The 16595-nt window shown below is 72.1% G+C and carries 16 protein-coding genes; 5 read left to right on the top strand and 11 right to left on the bottom strand.

Annotated elements, in window-relative coordinates; all coding sequences use genetic code 11:
* Both CG740_RS40715 and CG740_RS03855 read left to right on the top strand, forming a co-directional pair.
* Positions 1-459: carbohydrate ABC transporter permease (locus CG740_RS40715; RefSeq protein WP_234376031.1), on the top strand; the 459-nt coding region annotated here is incomplete at its 5' end.
* 29 nt (positions 460-488) lie between these two features.
* Positions 489-1847 carry a GH1 family beta-glucosidase gene (locus tag CG740_RS03855; protein WP_100573418.1) on the top strand — a complete coding sequence of 453 codons (1359 nt, stop codon included), beginning with the start codon at positions 489-491 and terminating at the stop codon, positions 1845-1847.
* Between the two features lie 117 nt (positions 1848-1964).
* Here CG740_RS03855 and CG740_RS03850 read toward each other — a convergent pair whose 3' ends face one another.
* The 9 genes from CG740_RS03850 to CG740_RS03810 form a co-directional block, all read right to left on the bottom strand.
* Positions 1965-2492 (bottom strand): hypothetical protein, encoded by a 528-nt coding sequence (locus CG740_RS03850; protein WP_100573417.1) that lies wholly within the window; start codon positions 2490-2492, stop codon positions 1965-1967.
* Positions 2493-2573: 81 nt separating this feature from the next.
* Positions 2574-3122, bottom strand: coding sequence for a GerMN domain-containing protein (locus CG740_RS03845; protein ID WP_100573416.1), 549 nt, complete (start codon positions 3120-3122; stop codon positions 2574-2576).
* A complete protein-coding gene (locus CG740_RS03840) occupies positions 3119-4573 on the bottom strand; it encodes a sensor histidine kinase (RefSeq protein ID WP_100573415.1) in 1455 nt (484 codons plus the stop codon). The genes CG740_RS03845 and CG740_RS03840 overlap by 4 nt, the downstream gene beginning before the upstream one ends.
* On the bottom strand, positions 4570-5268 hold the full coding sequence (locus CG740_RS03835) for a response regulator transcription factor (protein ID WP_100573414.1): 699 nt from the start codon (positions 5266-5268) through the stop codon (positions 4570-4572). The genes CG740_RS03840 and CG740_RS03835 overlap by 4 nt, the downstream gene beginning before the upstream one ends.
* A gap of 158 nt (positions 5269-5426) precedes the next feature.
* Positions 5427-6653, bottom strand: coding sequence for an acyltransferase family protein (locus CG740_RS03830; RefSeq protein WP_199846311.1), 1227 nt, complete (start codon positions 6651-6653; stop codon positions 5427-5429).
* 13 nt (positions 6654-6666) lie between these two features.
* Complete coding sequence (locus CG740_RS03825) at positions 6667-7524, bottom strand: SGNH hydrolase domain-containing protein (protein WP_100573413.1); 858 nt, start codon at positions 7522-7524, stop codon at positions 6667-6669.
* A 189-nt stretch (positions 7525-7713) separates the two neighbouring features.
* Complete coding sequence (locus tag CG740_RS03820; protein WP_100573412.1) at positions 7714-8271, bottom strand: pyridoxamine 5'-phosphate oxidase family protein; 558 nt, start codon at positions 8269-8271, stop codon at positions 7714-7716.
* A 182-nt stretch (positions 8272-8453) separates the two neighbouring features.
* The gene (locus CG740_RS03815; RefSeq protein ID WP_100573411.1) at positions 8454-10331 is read right to left on the bottom strand and encodes a carbohydrate-binding module family 20 domain-containing protein; all 1878 of its coding nucleotides are present in this window, start codon (positions 10329-10331) and stop codon (positions 8454-8456) included.
* Positions 10332-10728: 397 nt separating this feature from the next.
* Positions 10729-11340, bottom strand: coding sequence for a DUF11 domain-containing protein (locus tag CG740_RS03810; protein ID WP_100573410.1), 612 nt, complete (start codon positions 11338-11340; stop codon positions 10729-10731).
* 361 nt (positions 11341-11701) lie between these two features.
* On the opposite strand from CG740_RS03810, the gene CG740_RS03805 reads away from it, so the two are divergent.
* Together CG740_RS03805 and CG740_RS03800 are read left to right on the top strand one after the other, a co-directional pair.
* Positions 11702-13120 (top strand): tetratricopeptide repeat protein, encoded by a 1419-nt coding sequence (locus tag CG740_RS03805; protein ID WP_100573409.1) that lies wholly within the window; start codon positions 11702-11704, stop codon positions 13118-13120.
* 103 nt (positions 13121-13223) lie between these two features.
* On the top strand, positions 13224-13919 hold the full coding sequence (locus tag CG740_RS03800) for a DUF4328 domain-containing protein (RefSeq protein ID WP_100573408.1): 696 nt from the start codon (positions 13224-13226) through the stop codon (positions 13917-13919).
* A gap of 4 nt (positions 13920-13923) precedes the next feature.
* Here CG740_RS03800 and CG740_RS03795 read toward each other — a convergent pair whose 3' ends face one another.
* The gene (locus CG740_RS03795; protein ID WP_100573407.1) at positions 13924-15042 is read right to left on the bottom strand and encodes a hypothetical protein; all 1119 of its coding nucleotides are present in this window, start codon (positions 15040-15042) and stop codon (positions 13924-13926) included.
* A gap of 341 nt (positions 15043-15383) precedes the next feature.
* Here CG740_RS03795 and CG740_RS03790 point away from each other — a divergent pair, with 341 nt between their 5' ends.
* Positions 15384-15839, top strand: a complete 456-nt coding sequence (locus CG740_RS03790; protein ID WP_100573406.1) for a lamin tail domain-containing protein — start codon at positions 15384-15386, stop codon at positions 15837-15839.
* 271 nt (positions 15840-16110) lie between these two features.
* On the opposite strand, the gene CG740_RS03785 is transcribed toward CG740_RS03790, so the two are convergent.
* On the bottom strand, positions 16111-16464 hold the full coding sequence (locus tag CG740_RS03785) for a hypothetical protein (protein ID WP_100573405.1): 354 nt from the start codon (positions 16462-16464) through the stop codon (positions 16111-16113).
* Between the last annotated feature and the right edge of the window lie 131 nt (positions 16465-16595).

The raw sequence follows: 16595 nt of genomic DNA, 5'->3' as shown, positions 1-16595 counted from the left end.
TACGTCAACATCGGCAACGCCACCGGCGTCGCCCTGTTCGGCTCGCGCGGCGGGCTGATCCTGACGTACCTCACGTTCTCGCTGCCGTTCTCCATCTGGATGCTGATCGGCTACTTCGACTCGGTGCCGCGCGATCTGGACGAGGCGGCCCTGGTGGACGGCTGCGGTCCGCTCGGCGCGCTGTTCCGCGTCGTGGTGCCGGCCGCGATGCCGGGGATCGTCGCGGTGGCCGTCTACGCGTTCATGACGGCGTGGGGCGAGGTGCTCTTCGCCTCGGTCATGACCAACGACGAAACCCGCACGCTCGCCGTGGGCCTCCAGGGCTACTCCACGCTCAACGACGTGTACTGGAACCAGATCATGGCCGCCTCCCTCGTCGTGAGCGTCCCCGTGGTCGCCGGGTTCCTGCTGCTCCAGCGCTATCTCGTCGCCGGGCTGACGGCGGGCGCCGTCAAGTGACCGACTCCGACCTTCCGAAAGGGACTTCCGTGTCCGCACCGATCGACTTCGCCGCACTCCCGCACGACTTCCTGTGGGGCACGGCCACCTCCGCGTACCAGATCGAGGGCGCCGTCGCCGAGGACGGCCGCTCGCCGTCCATCTGGGACACCTTCTCGCACACCCCCGGCAAGATCGACAACGACGACCACGGGGACATCGCCTGCGACCACTACCACCGCTGGCCGCAGGACGTGGCCCTGATGAAGCAACTCGGCGTCGGGGCCTACCGGTTGTCGGTCGCGTGGCCGCGCGTGGTGCCGGGCGGCGAAGGGCCGGTCAACGCCCGGGGCCTCGACTTCTACGACCGCCTGATCGACGCGCTCCTCGCGGCGGGGATCACCCCCTCCGTCACCCTCTACCACTGGGACCTCCCGCAGCTCCTCCAGGACCGGGGCGGCTGGCCCGAGCGTGAGACCGCCGAGCACTTCGCCGCGTACGCCTCGGTCGTCGCGAAGCGCCTGGGCGACCGGGTGTCGCACTGGGCCACCCTCAACGAGCCCCTGTGCTCGGCGTGGATCGGCCACCTGGAGGGCAGGATGGCCCCCGGCCTCACCGACCTCACCGCGGCCGTCCGCGCCTCCTACCACCTGCTCCTCGGCCACGGCCTCGCCACCCAGGCCATCCGCGCCGCGGCCCCGGGCGCCGAGATCGGCATCGTCAACAACCTCTCCCCCGTCCACCCGGCCACCGACCGCACCGAGGACCTGGCCGCCGCCCGGCGCGTGGACGGCCATGTCAACCGCTGGTGGCTCGACCCCGTCCACGGCCGCGGCTTCCCCGCCGACATGCGCGAGGTGTACGGCGTCGAACTCCCGGAGAAGGCGGGCGACCCGGCGACCATCGCGGCCCCGCTGGACTGGCTCGGCCTCAACTACTACTTCCCCGCCTATGTCGCCGACGACCCCAACGGCCCGGTACCTTACGGGCGTTCCATCCGCCGTGACGACGTGCCGCGCACCGGAATGGACTGGGAGATCGAGGCCGACGGCATCGAGTCCCTGCTGCTCCGGCTGACCGAGGACTACGGCGCCCGGAAGATCTACGTCACGGAGAACGGCTCGTCCTTCCCGGACGTCCTCCGCCCCGACGGCAGCATCGACGACCTGGAGCGGGTGGACTACCTGGAACGCCATCTGTCCGCCTGTGCGTCGGCGGCCCGCAAGGGCGCCCCGCTCGCGGGATACTTCGCCTGGTCGCTCCTGGACAACTTCGAGTGGGCCTACGGCTACGACAAGCGCTTCGGCCTCGTGCATGTCGACTACGCCACGCAGGCCCGCACCATCAAGGCCAGCGGCCACCGGTACGCGGACATCGTCCGGGCCCACCGCGCCGGCCTCGCGGGCTGAGCCGGCACGCGCCCCGAGCGGTGGGCCGTCCATCGCGGCCCGCCGCCGGCCGGGCGCGTTCCCTGCACGGGCGGGGATGCGGCCGGGGCGTGGCGCTCGGCGCGTCGGTCCGCCCCCTCAGCGGTAGTCCTCCGGGTGGCCCTGCATCCACGTGTTGATCTTGTCGCGCGTGCCGATCAGCAGACTCTGATGGCTCTTGAGGTTGCCGAAGGAGCGATCGCCGCCGAGCTGCGCGTCGAGCTTCCTGATCAGGGCGATCGGCTCGGGAAAGTGCCCCGGACCCTTCGGATCCGCCTTCATGGCCTGGTCCATGCCGTGGAGTTCGTCGTAGACGCGCCCCAGGAAGTAGGCGCAATTGCCCGGGGTGCACGAGTCGAACAGGGTCGCCTGAAGCCCGGCGAAGGCGTCCCGGACCTTCTCCACCCCCGGTGTGGCCGGCTCGCTGGGCGCGGCCGCGGGCGCGGCGGCAGCGCCGTCGGCCCCCGAGCCGTCCGGCGTCGGCGACGCCGCCGCATGACGACTCGCCGCCGTCGCACCGGCCCCCGCGGCCGGTGTGTCGGACTTCGGTGACGCACCGCAGGACACACAGGCCGCGGCCAGCACCACGGCAGCGACGGCCGCGCCTCGGGCTGAGGACTTGAACATGGTTCCCCCGTGATCTTCGAGCTTCGAGTCAGCCGACGATACACAGATTCACCCCCGGCAGCGGCACCGGGCCGGCCGGGCTCAGGGGCTGCTCGGTGAGGCGTTCGGCACGGGCAGGACGTTTCCGGCCGCGTTGCAGCGCACGGTCCAGATGCCGGGCGTGTCGGCCTCGTGGACGCGCACGTCCACAGCGGGTGGCTGCTTGCCGCCCGGTACCTGGGCGTTGGCGGCGGTGCAGACGAGCTGGGTCACGCCCAGGCCCCCGCCGCTCATCCTCGCCACCGGTACCGGAAGGTAGAGGTCCACCGCTCCGGCCCCGGCGGTCGCGGTCGGGCGTCCCGGCATCGCGGGCACCTCGGTGATCAGCCCACGGGCCCGTTCCGCCGCGTCGGGGCCTTCGAGAAGCAGATCGAGAGCCTGCTGCGGACCGGCCGGGGGCTTCACTCGGCGGGCGACGGCCTGGACCCCGTACGGGCCGACGAAGTAGACCTGCGCGTAGTACCGCACACTGCCCGGCGCGCGCAGCCCGGACGCCGGCGGGCCGGCCGACGCCGGACCCGTCTCGCCCACTCCGCACCCCGCGAGAGCTGCCGTCAGCAGGGCCGTGAGCCATACGACGTGGCGCCTCATGCCTGCTCCTCCCGCAGCGTTGCGATCGGCAGGCTGAGGGTGAACACAGCGCCCGAACCGCGAGAGTTGGCGGCGGTCAGGGTGCCGCCGTGCAGCCGCACGTTCTCCCTGGCGATCGCGAGTCCGAGGCCGCTGCCCTCGGAGCGGGTCCGCGCGACGTCCGCCTTGTAGAACCGGTCGAAGACGTACGGCAGCACGTCCTCGGGGATGCCCGGGCCGCGGTCGGCGACGTCGATGACGAGGCTGTCGTCCAGGACGCGCGCCTCGACGGTCACGGGCGGGGTGCCGTGCCGCAGTGCGTTGGCGATCAGGTTGGCGAGCACGACGTCGACGCGGCGCGCGTCGACCCGTACGCGTACGTCGCGGTCCGGAAGGCGGGTCACGACCTGCCCCGGTTCGTTCCAGCCGCGCAGGGTGAGCGTCTTGAGCAGGAGCGTGCGCAGAGGGACCTCGTCGAGATGCAGGGCCGCCGCGCCCGCGTCGAAGCGTGAGATCTCCATCAAGTCCTCCACCATGCGGGAGAGTTTGCGGGTCTCGTCGCTGATGAGGAGAACCGCGTCGGCGGTGTCCGGGGGCAGTTGGCCGGAGTGGGCGTCCTCGTCGAGCGCGTCGGTGACGGCGGCCATCGCGGCCAGTGGGGTACGCAGCTCGTGGGACACGTCGGCGGCGAACCTGCGGGCGTTGGCCTCCATGCGGCGCAGCTCCGCGTCGTCGCGCTCCAGCGAGCTGGCCATCGCGTTGAACGTCCCGGTGAGCTCGGCCAGTTCGTCGTTGCCGGTGACGTCGAGCCGGGTGTCGAGCGCGCCCGAGGTGATCTTCTCGGCGGCGGTGCGCAGGTGCCGTACGGGCCGCAGTACGCGACGGGCCGCGAACAGGGCCGCCACGGCGGCGAAGGCGAGCGCCGGGACGGCACCGGCCCACGCGGCGGCGATCAGGGCGGAGATGTCGGCCTGCTCGGCGCCCAGGGCGAACGTGGCGTACACCACGAGGCCCGACGGCTTCGCGGCCGAAGTACCGCTCCGCGCCTCGTAGTTGACGGGCATGGCGATGAGCAGGCGCGGAACGTCGCTCCGGTCGGTGCGCTCGTACAGGGTGGTGTTGCTCTTGCGGGCCGCCGCGCCCAGGGCGGTGCCGACGGGGCTCGCGGTGCCGAGCGGGGGGCCGTCGGCACGGGAGACGGCGGTGTTCCAGCCGCGCGCGCCGCCGACCCGGTCCAACTGTCGCGAGAGGCCGCGCAGGTCGTCGTCCGTGGGCTCGGCCGGCAGGTTCGGGGCGAGCGAGTCGGTCTGGAGGCGCAGGTCGTGCACGGCCGCGTTCTGGGTGCGCTGGAGGATCGCGCCACGGGCCTGGCGGAAGGTGAGGGCCGCGGTGATCAGGGCGCTGAGCGCGGCGACGAGCAGGAACGCCACGACCAGGCGCGTGCGCAGGCCGCGAGCCAGGGGGAGTCTCACGCGGGCACCGGGCCGAACCGGTAGCCGAAGCCGCGTACGGTCTGGACGTAGCCGGGGTTGCGCGGATCGTCTTCGATCTTGGACCGCAGTCGCATCACGCAGGCGTCGACCAGGCGCGCGTCACCGTAGTAGCTGTGCTCCCAGACGTCTTCGAGGAGTTGCTGCCGACTGAACGTCCGGGCCGGGGCGGCACTGAGGAAGAGCAGCAGCTTCATCTCGGAGGGGGCCAGCGGCACGAGTGCGCCGCGTTTGTGGACGCGCAGCGCGCCGCGGTCGATTTCCAGGTCTCCCACCACCGTCGGCCCGGCCTGCGTGTCGGCATCGGCCTGCGAGGGGGCGACGCGGCGCAGCACCGCGCGCATCCGGGCCTCGATGAGCGCCCCGCTGGCGGGCTTGACCACGTAGTCGTCGGCGCCCGCTTCGAGACCCACCACGACGTCCATGTCGTCGCCGCGCGCGGACAGGATCACGATGGGGATCTGGCTCGTTTCACGGATGCGCCGGCACACCTCAAGGCCGTTCATGCCCGGCAGCATCAGATCGAGAAGTACGAGGTCCGGCCTGAAGGCCTCCAGCGCCTCCATGCCGTCCTCGCCGGTACCGACCGCCTCGGTCTCGTGCCCGTAGCGGCGCAGCCCCAGGACGACACCCCGGCGTACCGCCGGATCATCCTCGATCAACAGCACGCGGGTCATGAATGGATCCCTTCACCTTCACCGGATGCAACGCACATTCCACACATGCACGGTAATAGCGGGCAGAAGTCCGCGGACACCGCCGCACCGCGCCTTCGGCCCCCGCCCCCTCCGGATCGGAGGTCCAGCCGCGCGGCCCCGACGATGAGGCGCCGGGTTCACCGCAACTGGTCGACGTCGACCGTGCCCGCGCCCGGCACCGGGACCGGGATGAGCAGCCACAGGGCGACCGTGGCGAGCACCAGGACGGCCACCACGATCGGGCCCCGGCGCCCTCGCGCCCAGCCCGAGCGGAACCGCACAGGATCCTCGACGAAGCGCTTGGTCGCCGCGGCGGCGGCGAGCGACACCCCGATGGCCACGGCCGTGGCACCCCAGTCGCCCAGCCCGGACAGGCGCGGCAGCAGCACCAGGAATACGGGCCAGTGCCACAGGTACAGGCTGTAGGACCACTCGCCCAGCCGGCGCGGCAGCAGGCTCCCCGCGAGCCGTGCCGCCCTGGTGCCGGGCACCTGCGCGATGACGACGATCAGCAGAGCGGCGGCCACGGAGTGGAGGAACAGGCCGCCCTTGAAGAGCAGTGGCGCCTTCTCGCCGTCGGTCACCCCCCAGGCCACCGCGAGCCCGGCGGCGAGCAGCAGGCAGAGCGCGTCGGCCGCGCGTCGCGGCAGTCCGGCGAGGCAGCGCGGCGGCGTGGTCGCCGCAAGCGCCCCCAGCAGCAGCGCGACCGCCCTGGTGTCGGTGCCCTCGTAGGCCCGGGTGGTGTCCACCGCGGCCCCGAGCGTGACCGTCAGGGCGAGGGAGACCAGGACGCCGGCTCCGGCCACGGCTGCCACCGTGCGCCGGGCGTGCCGGCCCCGGGCGACGACGGCCAGGGCCACCGGCCAGACCAGGTAGAACTGCCACTCGACGGCGATGCTCCACAGGTGGGCGAAGACGCGGGTGTCCGAGGCGTTCCAGTAGCCGATCCCCTCGGCGATGTAGTGCCAGTTGACCGCCTGGGCGGCCACCCACGGCAGGTCGCCGAGCGCGAAGCGCAGCTGTTCCACGGTGCCCAGCACCCACACGAGCGGCACGGTGACCACGACCACGACGACCAGGGCGGGGAGCAGACGGCGGGCCCGGCGGACCCAGAACCCGACCAGCGCCGCCGGGCCGCCGCCCGGCGCCGCACCGAGCAGCAGCCCGGTGATGAGGTACCCCGACAGGACGAAGAAGAGGTCCACGCCGAGGAAGCCGCCGCTCAACTGGCCTGCGTGGAACAGGAGTACAGCCGCGACGGCGAATCCGCGCAGCCCGTCGAGCGCGGCGATGTGGGCTCGACCGCCGGGGCGCGGCGCGCGATGGCGGGGCGGTGCGGCGGACGCGAGAGGGAAGGCGGACATGGGTCGCGGGTCCTCAGGCGCCGCACTTGAGGGTGCCGTACCGGGCGTCCCCGGTCCACGCCCCCTTGGCCCAGGCGTCCACGAGTGCGGGCGTGAACCCGGCCTCCCGGCCCAGCTGTTCGCTCAGCCACTTGGCGAAGGCGGCCGCTCCCTGCTGGCAGTTGTGGATGCCGTCGGAGGAACGCTGCGCCTTCTTCGCCGCCGCGTCGGTGCCCCACAGCTGGGAGGAGTCGAGGAACACGGCTGCTCCGGCACTGTTCTCGGCGGCTTCCCGAGCCGCCTCGGGGGCGGTACGCATCTGGGGCTCGTACTTCTTGTAGAAGTCGTCGATCTTGATGGGCGGGGCCGTTACGAGAACCAGCTTGGCGCCGGCGTCCTGGGCGGTCCTGGCGAGCTTCTCGTACGCGGCCCGCTGCTTGTCCTGGGGTCCCCAGTCGTAGGTGGTGACCTGATAGGCGATCACAGTGGGCTTGAACGAGCCTATGTTCGCGGCGAGTTGCTTCCAGGTGTCGGCGGATATCTTGCCGGTGATCCCGTCACCGCCGTCGACGACCGTACCGCCCCCGTCGGACGACGTGTCCTTGAATTCCACCCCGCCCGCCTTCAGGGCCGCGCCCAGGGCGGGGGCCTCCGCGCCCGCGATGGAGTCCCCCACCCACAGCACCCTCGTGCCGTTGCCGCCGGCTCCCGACGGTTGAGCCGCCGCGTCGCCGGGGCCTTGCCGCGCGTCCCTGTCGTGCCCGCCGCAGCCGGCCAGCGCGACGCCGAGCACGGCGGCGAGAGCGGCGGCGCGGCGGGCGCGCCGGGCAAGGCCACGGGAGGGGCACTGGCGGGGTCGGAGGACGCTCGAACGGAAGTCTTCGCTGTTCATGGCTTCAGCGAACCATCACAGAACGGGCACGGGGCCCACCGTCATCGTTCGCTCACACAACACGAGGAAGGCCGTCAAAGAGCCGGGAACCCGGCGGCGGATGCGGGCCGCGATCCTCGGCCGGGGATCGACCGGAGCCGGACGGCCCTGCGCCGCACGACTGCGTCACCACCGCCCGACGCCATCGCTTCAGAAGGACCACCGCGTGTGCGTGAAGGCCCCGCCGTCCCGGCCGAAGCCGTACGCCGTGTCCGGGGCGACCGCGAACAACCGCACGTCCCCCTTGCGGAACGCGTCCCCGATCCCGTGGAAGGTGCCCTCGGGTGCGGTGATGTGTGCCCCGTATTTCGTCTCGTAGGCGTCGATCACCTGCTCCAGGAGCGCCGGATCGGTGACCGCCCGAGCCCTGCCCTCGACGATCAGGTCGAGCCCTTCGGTGAGCGCGTTCGTCCCGGTGGTGAGGGCGCAGTGGTCGTCATGGGCGAGGTTCTTCGCCTTCTGCTCGTCCGGGCCGGTGGAGAAGTACAGCACCCCGTCGTGCCAGGCCGCGATCACGGGTGTGACATGCAGCCGGCCGTCGGGCCGCACCGTGGACACCCAGAAGATCTCGGCCCGTGCCAGCTCGCGCTGCGCCTCGGCCCACTCGGTGGCGTCCGCCCGCGCGGCGCCGGGCCTGGGGTTGAGCGCGGAGCTGTAGCGGGCGTCGAGCTCGGTGGTGGGGTGCTGGGCGGATCCGTGTGTCGGCATGGCGGATCTCCTTTCGCTCTCCCTCCTAACGACTGCCTGAGCGGGTGGAAATCATCGGGCCGCCCCTGCCGGAGCCGAGCCGCACCGCGGGCGGGCGGGTCCGCGGCCGCTCGGCACCGCACCCGCCCGCCTTCGTGCCCCACCGGGTCGACGTGCCGCCCGCCCCGCTCGCTGGTCTCCCGCTACTTCCAGGTGTCGTTCAAGGTCTCCGTGCCCGAGGCGGGGGCGGTGTGGACCCGGTTGGCTCCGGACTCCCACGTCACGTTCCCCGAGCCGTCCTTGACGATGTACTTGTACTCGAAGCGGGTGTTCGCCGGGGTGTTCACGGTGGCCGACCACACGGGGTAGGAGGCCGGGGAGAGGGCGACGGCGGCGTTGGGGTCCCAGTTGCCGAGCGCCGGGACGGAGCCGACCACGTACACGTTCTGTCCCCACGCGGTCGTCTTCGTCTCGTGGAAGGTCTCGCTCACGGTGCCGGAGGCAGTGGGCGTGGGCGTGGGTGAGGACGTCGGGCAGTTGGCGCCGCAGGTGGCGCCGGCCGCGTACAGCGCGACCGCGTCGCCCGCGTTGACCGTGACGGTGGCCCGGCCCGAGGAGTCGACCGTCACCGCGGGGCCCGTGCAGCTGCCGCCCGTGGCCGGTGTGCCGTGGATGACATCGCAGTACGTCCCGGCCGCGAGCCCGGTGGTGAAGGTCTGGGTGACCGCACCCCCGCCGTTGTTGATGGCGACCCACGCCGCGTTGCCCCGGCTGAAGGCGATGGCGTTGCCGCCGTTGTCCCACCAGTTGGCCACGCCCTGCCCCTTGGCGGCGTTGTGCCATCCCACCATGTTGGCGATGCCCTGGTCGCGGTCCGCGCAGTTCCAGGCACCGGTGGAGCAGTCCGTGTCGCTGACGTAGCCGCTCGCGTCGGCGGGCGGTGAGTCGTCGCTGTTGTTGAACCGGAACCCGGAGTAGACCTGCGGGGTGCCGTAGCCCCAGGCGAGTTCGAAGACATGGGCCAGGGTGTACTTGGCGCCGTCCTTGTAGGTGAGCGTGCTGCCGTCGCGCTCCAGATCGTGGTTGGTCACCATGACCGCCGACTTGTCGCTGGGCTCGAACCCCCAACTCTGCCCGAATGTCTTCAAGTTGGCGATGCTGCCGTTGAACTGGTCCTTGAGCTTGTGGGCGTAGGTGAACTCCAGGACGCTGCCGTTGCCCTCGAACGCGCCGGGTGCGAGCTGTCCGCTGCCGCCGGGTATGACCTCCTGGTACACATAGGGCCGACCTCCCCAGCGGGTGTCCCCCACCTTTGCGAGGATCGCGGCCATGTCGGCCTGCGCGATGTGCTTGGCCGCGTCCATCCGGAAGCCGTCGACGCCGTACCCCACCAGCTTGTTGAGGTATCCGGCGATCTTCGAGCGGACGTCGTCCTTCTCCGTGTACAGGTCCGAGAGCGACACCAGCTGGCACTCCTGGACCTGCTGGGCGCTGTTCCAGTCGTTGATGACGTTCCCGGCGTTGGGGCAGTTGGCCGGGTAGTCGTGGAAGCTGGAGCGGTCGTAGCCGATGCTGCCGTAGGTGTAGGCCCCCGGGTCGAAGCTCGCGCCGCCGTAGGAGTCGGTGCTGGTCTGGTTGGCGCCCGCGGTGTGGTTGATCACCGCGTCCGCGTACACCTTCACACCCGCGTTGTGACAGGCCGTCACCATGGCGGCGAACTGCGCTTCCGTGCCCATTCGGCTGTTCAGGTCGTAGCCCACCGGCTGGTAGACGTCCCACCACGGGTGGGTGCCGCCGGAGAGGCGGATCGAGTCTCCGGGCGGGGCCACTTGGACCGCCCCGTACCCCTTGGGCCCGAGGACGGTCGTGCACTCCTGGCCGACCGACTTCCAGTTCCACTCGAAGAGGTTGGCGATCACGTCGCCGCCATTGGCGGTGGCGGCGTGCGCGGTGCCCTGGAAGGCGACGGGAAGGATCGCCCCCACGAGCAGAGCCCCGGCGGCGAACAGGCCGGCCGAGGCCCGGCGGCGCCGGGTCGGCGGCGCGGCGGCGTTCGCTCGGCGGGTCGGTGGTGCGGTCATGGCGGCTCCCTGGGCAGGTGGGGGCAGCGTCGGTCCGCACCTCGGGGCGGCCATGGGGAGGTGGCGCCCGGCGCGGTCGTGCTGCGGGGAGGAAACCCGCGGCATCGGCCGACACCGCGGCTCGCGCAACCCGCCCGCCGCCCCCGGCAGCACCCGCGCGCCTGGTCCGTCCCGGGACCGGCGTGCGGGCGTCTCGTGCCGAACGCCGGTGGGCAGCAACGGTGTTCGGCACTAGGCCCGCCGGGGCGGTCGGGCTCGGTTGCGCGAGGACGACGATCCCGCCGAGCCCGGCGCCCCGTCAAGAGATGACGCAAAATCATTCAGAAACTTGCAGCAAGTTCTTGAGGCTGCGCCGCCCGTACCGGCCCCCGGGCCGCTCCGCCCCTCACATGCCTGCTCAGGCAATGCGGGTGCGGACCGTCGCGGTGTTGTTGGACGTGGTCCTCTCGGGGGACGTGGTGGTCACCTTGGCGACGAGCTGGACGTCGCCACCGCCGTACGAGGGGCCGCGGCCCGCGATCTGCAAGCGCACGGTCTCGCCCGGCTTGAGCGCGTCGACGGTGACCAGAACGCGGCCCTCGCCGGTCAGCTGGGCGTGGGCGCTGCCCTGGACGATGCGGTGGGCACGGTGCTCGATGCCACTGGGCATGGTGGTGACCGAGCGCACCGTGTGGGCCGTGGACTTCCCGGTGTTGGTGATCGTCACCGTCCACAGCCGCTCCGCGTCGTGGTCGATGTGTGCGGGGCCGGAGGCGGTGACGGCGACATCGGCGCGGTTGTGTGCCGGCGTGTGCGGGGTCCAGGCGTCGCCGTAGTCCTTGCCGTAGGTCTTCGTCCAGTTGTCGGCGTACTTGCCGGTGTAGTTGTTGACCCACGCGTCACCGTAGTCGGGGCCGTACGCGGCGGAGGCCGGGCCGGCCACGGAGAGGGACACGCCCGCGACGGCGGTGGTGACGATCGCGGCGGCGGCCGCGCGGCGGCGCAGGGTGCGAGTCGACCGGGAGAACATCAAGGGACAGCCTCTCGATAGGGAAGAACGGTAGGGAGTGCCGCGCTCGGTGCGGGACAGCACGGCACGGCACGGATCAAGCCTGTCCAAGTCCCTGGCCGCCCCTTGGCGCCACACGTCCTCGATCAGGGGGCCCTAGGCCCCGGCGCGCCCGAGCGACACATCGGCCGAAAGCACGACGGCCGGGCGGGCGGCCCCGGTCGGGAGTTCGGGCACCCGGCACGAGCAACCCGGACTCCCCCACCCGCGAGCCGCGTTGGCGGGGCTGCGATATAGGCCTTGACCAGCGGCGTTCCCCGGGCGATAGTTGCGCGCCGACCCATTCGAGGGGCTCGGCGGATTCATCAGGGGTGGGGAAACCATGCAGGCCGAGCATCAAGAGGTCATGTCCGCGTGCGCGGAGGCGGAAGAGCATCTTCGGGCGGGACGGCTCGCCGAGGCCCGGCGTGCCGCGGGGAACGCGCTGACGGCCGAGGGACCCGACGCCCGGCTGTTCCTGACCCTCGGCCGGGCCCACGCCGCCGAGAACGAGGACGACCACGACGACCGGGCGGAGACCGCCTACCAGGAGGGCCTCGAAGCCTTCCCGGACGACCTCGACCTCCTCGCCGCCTACGCCGAACTGTGCCTCGCCAGCGATTACCTGGACCGGCCCGCCCGCAACGACCGCGGCCCCGAACTCGCCCGCCGCGTGCGCGAGTTGGCACCCGGATCACCGCAGGCGTTGCGCGTCGAGCGGAGCGGGCGCGGGCTCGGCGGGCCGAAGCCGCCGTCGGCGTCACGTACCCAGTTGCACGACGTCCGCCTGGTTCTGGCGGCCGTCGGCGACCCGGCCTCGGCCGCGGCACGGGCCCGGCGCCAGGCCGAGGCCCGCCCCGGGGACGACCGTCTCGCGGTGCTCGCCGAAACCCTCGGCGCACTTGCCCGCCCCGGCCGGGCGCCGCTGCGCCGGATGGCACGGGCTCCCGTGCTCACGGGGCTCCTGCGCGCGGCCTGGTACGTGGTGGTGCTCCTGGCCGTCCCGGCGTTGCACCTCCCCTGGTGGTCGCGGCTGGCCGTCCTTGCCCCGCTCCTGGTGGCCCTGCCGCTCAACACCCTCCTGCGGCGCGCCCGTACCCGCGCGGCCGCCCGCCCGCCGGCGCCGCCCGTCGATGCCGGCGCCCCGGCCTTCCCCGCCCTGCCGCCGGTCCCGGCGTACCCCCGCCGCGAGCTGGCCACCGGCGCCGTGGTTCTCGTCGCGATCGTCGCGGCGGGCGTGGCGTCGGGCGTCTGGAGCTACCGGCAGTACGCGGCGTACCCGCGCTACACGGTGTCGGCACCCGACCGCCTCCAGGGCCTGGAGCGCCAGGACGCGAGCCCGGTGCGGACGCGCGTGGAGAGCCTCATACCGGATCTCTCCGCCGAGGGCGCCCGGACGTTCGCCTACGTGTACGGCCCGGATCCCGAGCAGCCGGCGCTCCTGGTGTGGGGCGCTACGGGAGACTTCCACGACGCACCCGCCGAGGGGCTGGCCGAAATCCAGCGCGGCGCCGAGGCGATCGGCTACCCGGTGCGCTCGTCCTGGAGCGCCGCCCCCGGCAGTCTCGGTGGTTCGATGCGGTGTGTGTCCTACGAGGTGGCCACCACCCCGATGGTGAACTGCGCGTGGTTGGACAAGGGCAGCATGGGAGCCGTCTACTTCACCGACGAGGGCCAGGGCCAGGAGGCCTCGGCAAAGCTCGCCCGATCGGCGCGGGAGGCCATCCTGCACCGGGGGACGGGCAACGACTCCGAGGTGTAGCCGGTTATCCCATTTGTGGGAACCCCTCCGAGTCACATACGGTCCTGCGACACCCCCACGGATCTCACGTGGGGTTCTTCATGCCCGTGGGGGGATCTCGACCATGCTGCCACCATCTCAGCTCGCATCACAGCCACACATCACCACCCCGGCCCTGCGCTCACCACGGGGACTCGCCACCGCGACCAGTGTGCTGCTGGGCGTGGCGGCCGCCACCGACCTGTTCGCCCTGTACGCAGACCTCCAACTGCGCATCGTCGCCGGGGACATACTCGATCGCGGCTCCGAGGAGATCGACCGTACCGACCTGCTCTACCAGCTGTCCGGGTATCTCCAGATGTCCGCCGTCCTCGCCACCGCCGTCGTCTTCATCATCTGGTTCTTCCGGGTGCGCTCCAACGCCGATGTCCTGGCGCCGGACATCTGCACGCGCAGCCGCGGGTGGGCCATCGGCGGATGGTTCATCCCCGTGGGCAATCTGTGGCTCCCGTTCGGCGTCGCGCGCGAGACATGGGTCGCGAGCACCCAGCACGCCCCGGACGGCGCGTGGCGTACGGTCTCGCAATGGCCCATCAGGGCGTGGTGGGGCACCTGGATAGCGTGCCTGCTCGTCTACCGGGTCGGCACGACCATGGCCGGTCATGCCACAACACCCGAGGCCGTCCAGCGCTCGACCGATGTGGTCATGCTGGCGGACGCCCTCAATCTGACGGCCGCCCTGCTCGCCATCCTCTTCGTACGGCGGCTCACGGCCATGCAGCACCGCAAGGCCACCGAGGGACCGCACGCCTCCGTCTGACGCGTCACACAGCCTGACGCGTCGTGGCCCTAAGGGTCGTTGCCGCACTCTCCACGGCCTGCGGGGACGGAACTTGACGGTCCGTCGGCCCGGCGGAGCACCGGCAGAGCAGACAGAGCAGGGCCACACTGATGAGCCAGTCGCTCACCCCGGAGAACTGGTTGATCGTGAACTTGAAGACCTGCCCCACGACCAGGTCCACCAGGAGTGCGGCGCGCAGCGTCCGCAGGGCGGCATCGCGGTCGCTGAGCAGCCGGGCCGTGCCGCGCAGGGAGAGCGCCAGGGTCGCGAGCGAGCAGACCAGCGCACCGGTGACGGCCGGCCACGGAGTCTCGCCGTCGAGTCCGCCCGTCACGCCCTCGGCGGTCACGGCGACCAGCAGGACGACGGCCTGAAGCGTGGTGCCCCATGCGACGAGGTGGACCAGCCCTCTTGTGCGCGTCAGCTGGGCCATCAGCTCGGATGCCCGCACCCGGGCCCGCGCCAGCGCCTCGTGGTGCGGGGCGGGTGGTGGGGCGGGACGTTCGGGCACGGCTTCGATCAGGGCCGCGAGTGCCGTGTCCAGAGCGGTCGGTGGCCCCTCGGTGCCGCACAGGCGGCGCAGCGCCTCGCACCGCTCCTGTGCGGTGAGGCCGCCGAGCACGCCGTGCAGCGCGGTCTCGGCGGCGTCGGCCGCGCGGAGCGCGCCGGGCGCTTCCCGCCGGTCCTTATGTGCACGCCGCGCCACCCACTGGGCGAAGCCCGTCAGCATGACGAACGACAGGTAGATGATCCCGGGGGCCGGGCGGTAGAAGTAGCCGTCGGTGGCGACCAGTTTGCCGACCTCGTCGATGAAGAGGCCGAAGCCGACACCGCCGAGCACCGCACCGCGCCGACGGGAGGCGGCCCCGGCGCGGACCAGCATGACCAGAAGTCCGGCCAGCATGAGCAGTCCGCCCCACAGCATGTGGGAGATGTGCAGGCCGCCGTTGGCCGCGCCTCCTCCGAGCTTGGGATAGCCGGTCAGCGCCAGGAAGGCGCGGGTCACCAGGACGGTGACGACGCCGACGAGGACGAACAGCCGAAGGTGTGCCGCGGCGCTCGCGGTACGCGGTAACCCTTGGTGCAGAGGCGTACGGAACATGCTCCGAGCGTCGCCCAGGCGTCGCGCCCGAACCATGGGGCCAGCCCCCGTCCCGCTCACGGGCTGACCCCCGTCCGCCCGGGTACGCCCAGCCACCCGGTGGATGTCGTGCCGGGGCCCGGCAACGCCCCCGCGCGGCACCGCGCCCCCGCGCGCGGGGGCGTACGCGCCGTGATCGCTGATGGTGTGTCATGTTCCGCGTTTGGTTACGTGTGGCCCTTCTGTGCCCGGGCCCACCGAACCCGGGGCCACAGTGTGGGTGTCCGGCCGAACCAGCGTCGGGCTTCACACCGTTCGGCATTCCGGGCTCGCGCCCGGGCTGTCGTGAACCGGGAGTTCACATGTCTCCTCGCACCATGACCCGTGTCGCCGCACTCGCCCTGGCCGCCTCCGGCCTCGCCGCGGCAGCTGCCGTTCCCGCCTCCGCCACCGTACGGCCGGCGGAGCCGCGCTCCCCGATCGTTTTCGGAGCGATCCAGTACGACAGCCCCGGACGCGACGACCACTCCCAGAAGAGCCTCAACGCGGAGTGGGTCACCGTCACCAACACGGGCCGCAGCGCGGTCAACCTCAAGGGCTGGACGCTCACCGACCGCGCCCACCAGACGTACACCTTCCACAACCTGCGCCTCGCCGGGCACCAGTCGGTGCGGGTCCACACCGGCAAGGGCCGCGACACCGATCGCGACGTCTACCAGAACCGCCGCGACTACGCCTGGGACAACAACCGGGACACCGCCACGCTGCGCGACAGCCACAAGCACATTGTCGCCACCAAGTCGTGGGGTCGCCGCTGACCGCCACTGCCACCGTCCGGTGCCGCCGCCACGGCACCGGACGTGAGAAGGCCGGCACCCCGATCCAGGGGTGCCGGCCTTCGGCTTCACGGATACCGGCCTTCGGCTTCAAGGATCCGCTGCACCGCTTGCTACGAGCGCTTCAACCAGTGCCGCAGCACTACGAGTTGACGCCCTGCGAAACCATCCGGTGGACGATCCAACTCCGCTGCGGAAAATCACAGGGTGCCCATCGCGACGGGCGAGGCAGAGCACCGCCGCCTCGGCCGCCTCACGCCGGCGGCGTCCCGGCGGCCGGCTCGGGCGTCGCGGCGCCCGCGTCGTCGAGGAACCGGCGCAGCACGGTGGCCTCGGCGCGGAGCTCGGTCGCCCTGTCCCGGTGCGCGGGCGAACTCAACTGCTGTACGGCGGCCAGCCGTTCGGCGATCTCGGACCGCACGATGTCCGCCATCTCCGCCTCGCTCAGCTCACGTCGTGCCACCTCGGTGGCTCCGGCGCCGACCGGCGACTCCTCCAGCGACAGGCCGCGTGATTCGGTCGCGCCGACCGGCACGGCTTCCGCGTTGTCCAGCGCGGCGAGCGTGGCCCGCAGGGCACGTACCGCGACCTTGTCGCGAGCACGCATGGCTTCCGGCAACGCTTGACGCATACGGGCGTGGAGTGACATGGGGCCGACCCTACGTCCCGTTCTCCGGAGGTCGCAACGAGCAGCCCCGCTCGACGAGAAGCCCCGCTCGCCGGGGCGGCCGGCCCGGT

This window comes from Streptomyces sp. CB01201, assembly GCF_002803085.1.
GTDB classification, from domain to species: Bacteria; Actinomycetota; Actinomycetes; order Streptomycetales; family Streptomycetaceae; genus Streptomyces; species Streptomyces hundungensis.
The sequence above is the reverse complement of the archived record's forward strand: the minus strand, read 5'-3'. Positions and strand labels throughout refer to the sequence as shown.

Bases quoted from the DNA above. Each gene is read 5' to 3' on its own strand.
- CG740_RS03815 (WP_100573411.1), bottom strand. From the start codon at position 10,331: ATGACCGCACCACCGACCCGCCGAGCGAACGCCGCCGCGCCGCCGACC.
- CG740_RS03795 (WP_100573407.1), bottom strand. From the start codon at position 15,042: ATGTTCCGTACGCCTCTGCACCAAGGGTTACCGCGTACCGCGAGCGCC.
- CG740_RS03805 (WP_100573409.1), top strand. From the start codon at position 11,702: ATGCAGGCCGAGCATCAAGAGGTCATGTCCGCGTGCGCGGAGGCGGAA.
- CG740_RS03810 (WP_100573410.1), bottom strand. From the start codon at position 11,340: ATGTTCTCCCGGTCGACTCGCACCCTGCGCCGCCGCGCGGCCGCCGCC.
- CG740_RS03835 (WP_100573414.1), bottom strand. From the start codon at position 5,268: ATGACCCGCGTGCTGTTGATCGAGGATGATCCGGCGGTACGCCGGGGT.
- CG740_RS03800 (WP_100573408.1), top strand. From the start codon at position 13,224: ATGCTGCCACCATCTCAGCTCGCATCACAGCCACACATCACCACCCCG.
- CG740_RS03850 (WP_100573417.1), bottom strand. From the start codon at position 2,492: ATGTTCAAGTCCTCAGCCCGAGGCGCGGCCGTCGCTGCCGTGGTGCTG.
- CG740_RS03790 (WP_100573406.1), top strand. From the start codon at position 15,384: ATGTCTCCTCGCACCATGACCCGTGTCGCCGCACTCGCCCTGGCCGCC.
- CG740_RS03845 (WP_100573416.1), bottom strand. From the start codon at position 3,122: ATGAGGCGCCACGTCGTATGGCTCACGGCCCTGCTGACGGCAGCTCTC.
- CG740_RS03825 (WP_100573413.1), bottom strand. From the start codon at position 7,524: ATGAACAGCGAAGACTTCCGTTCGAGCGTCCTCCGACCCCGCCAGTGC.
- CG740_RS03785 (WP_100573405.1), bottom strand. From the start codon at position 16,464: ATGCGTGCTCGCGACAAGGTCGCGGTACGTGCCCTGCGGGCCACGCTC.
- CG740_RS03830 (WP_199846311.1), bottom strand. From the start codon at position 6,653: ATGTCCGCCTTCCCTCTCGCGTCCGCCGCACCGCCCCGCCATCGCGCG.
- CG740_RS03820 (WP_100573412.1), bottom strand. From the start codon at position 8,271: ATGCCGACACACGGATCCGCCCAGCACCCCACCACCGAGCTCGACGCC.